Source organism: Actinosynnema sp. NPDC023658 (assembly GCF_040639995.1).
Lineage (GTDB): Bacteria > Actinomycetota > Actinomycetes > Mycobacteriales > Pseudonocardiaceae > Actinosynnema.
The window spans coordinates 1-1,625 of record NZ_JBFAAX010001166.1; the positions used below are offsets into that span (position 1 = coordinate 1).

Annotated in this window: 2 protein-coding genes; one reads left to right on the forward strand and one right to left on the reverse strand. The window is 72.2% G+C overall.

All coding sequences use genetic code 11. The features are described 5' to 3' along the window. Nucleotides 1-451: 451 nt before the first annotated feature. Complete coding sequence (locus AB0G02_RS39190; protein WP_360805273.1) at nt 452-1,198, reverse strand: hypothetical protein; 747 nt, start codon at nt 1,196-1,198, stop codon at nt 452-454. Between the two features lie 232 nt (nt 1,199-1,430). Here AB0G02_RS39190 and AB0G02_RS39195 point away from each other — a divergent pair. Beyond that, a partial coding sequence (locus AB0G02_RS39195) for a hypothetical protein (protein ID WP_360805276.1) occupies nt 1,431-1,625 on the forward strand: 195 nt, incomplete at its 3' end.

Below are 1,625 nucleotides of genomic sequence, written 5' to 3' on the forward strand. Positions count from 1 at the left end.
CGCGTTGACCGCCTGGGTCGAGGAGGACGGCGTCCACGACCTCCGCTCGCTGGTCGACGAGGCGTTCGCGGCACTGATGGACTCGTGAACGAACGCACCGGTTGCCTGCGTCGTCCTTGAGGCCGACCAGCACGCCCTCGGTGTCGCGGGTGCAGCCGGAGCGCTTCCCATCGTCCACGGTCTCTGTTACCCCCCAGCGCGGTACGGGTGAACACGCGCAGGGTCTGCGCCGCGCCGGTCGGGGTCTCGGTACGCCGTAGTCGCTGCGGGCCCACGTGACCCACTGCGCCGGCACCTCACCGGCCGACACGCCCGAGCCGGCGGCGGCCCGTCCATGGTGGTGCGCGTGGCAGGCCGTGCTGTGGGTGGTCGTGGTGGTGATCCCGGCTCGGGAAAAGCTCCCGCCCGCGGCCCGTCGGGGGGAAGGCCGCGGGCGGGAACACCCCTCGGGTCAGGACAGCAGGACCGTCCGCGAGGCCTTGGCGACCGGGCGGCTGGTGTTCGCCGTGGCCAGGTCCGCGGCGACCTGCACGGAGCTGTAGTCCTTGCCCTTGTCGCCGTTGTACGCGGTGCAGCCGTACCACTCGAGCATGCCCTCGCGGTACACGCCCTTGCAGGTCGGTGCGAGCTTGGAGATCACCGTCGTGTTGCCGTGCACGAGGGTGTCCGCCAGGCCCTGCGTGGTCAGCCCGGCACGTCCGCGGGCGATCAGCGCCACCGGGCCGACCGCGTCGAGGGCGAACCCGAGCTGGTCGATCGCGCCGGGGTCGACCACGGCGTCGAGCAGGCTGTCGACGTAGGTGACGCAGGCGGTGGCGTCGCGGGCGAACGCCTGGAGCGTGTCCGGCGTGAACCGCTCGATGTCCGCGAAGTCGATGATCGCGGCCCGCGCGCACGCCTTGGCCTGCGCGGTGGCGACGAGGTCGATGTGGGTGATGATCTCGGTCTTGGCCGAGTTGATCGCGCCGAGGATCTGCCTGGTCGCCTCCTCCACCGACATGCCCGCCTTCGCGAACTGCTGGTACGCCGAGTAGGCCGCCTGGGCCGCCGCGACGATCGCCTGCACCGTGGACGCCGACACCTCACCGGACTGCGACGCCGCCGCCGGGGCGGCCTGCGCGCCGGGAGCCGCCATCGGCAGGACCACCGCCGTGGCCAAGACCGCAGCCGTCGTGCCGCGCAGCAGTCGCGATCGCATGCCGCTCCTCGGTGCCCGAGCGACCGTTCGTTGCCGTAACCGCATGGAGTCCTCCGTGACCGTGGTGGGGGTGGGGCGAGGACCGGCGTGTCGTGAGCTCGTGCCGTTCCGGTCCGCCACGCCCGCCACCTTGCTCGACCGAACGAACGAAAACCTGCGGGAAACCTGCAACCGCGCGAAGGCCCTGCTAGACCGGGACCACGGGGGCCTGTCGGTGAGAGGGAGTTCCGCGGTGACGGTGGAGTTCCGCGTGTTGGGCCCGGTGCAGGCGTGGATCGGCGGGCGACCGGTGGACCTCGGTCACGCCCGGCAGCGGTGCGTGCTGGCGGTGCTGTTGGTCGACGCCAACCAGTGGCTGTCGGCCGACCAGCTGCTCGACCGGGCCTGGGGTGACCGCGTCCCGCCCGGCGGCCGGAACACGCTCTAC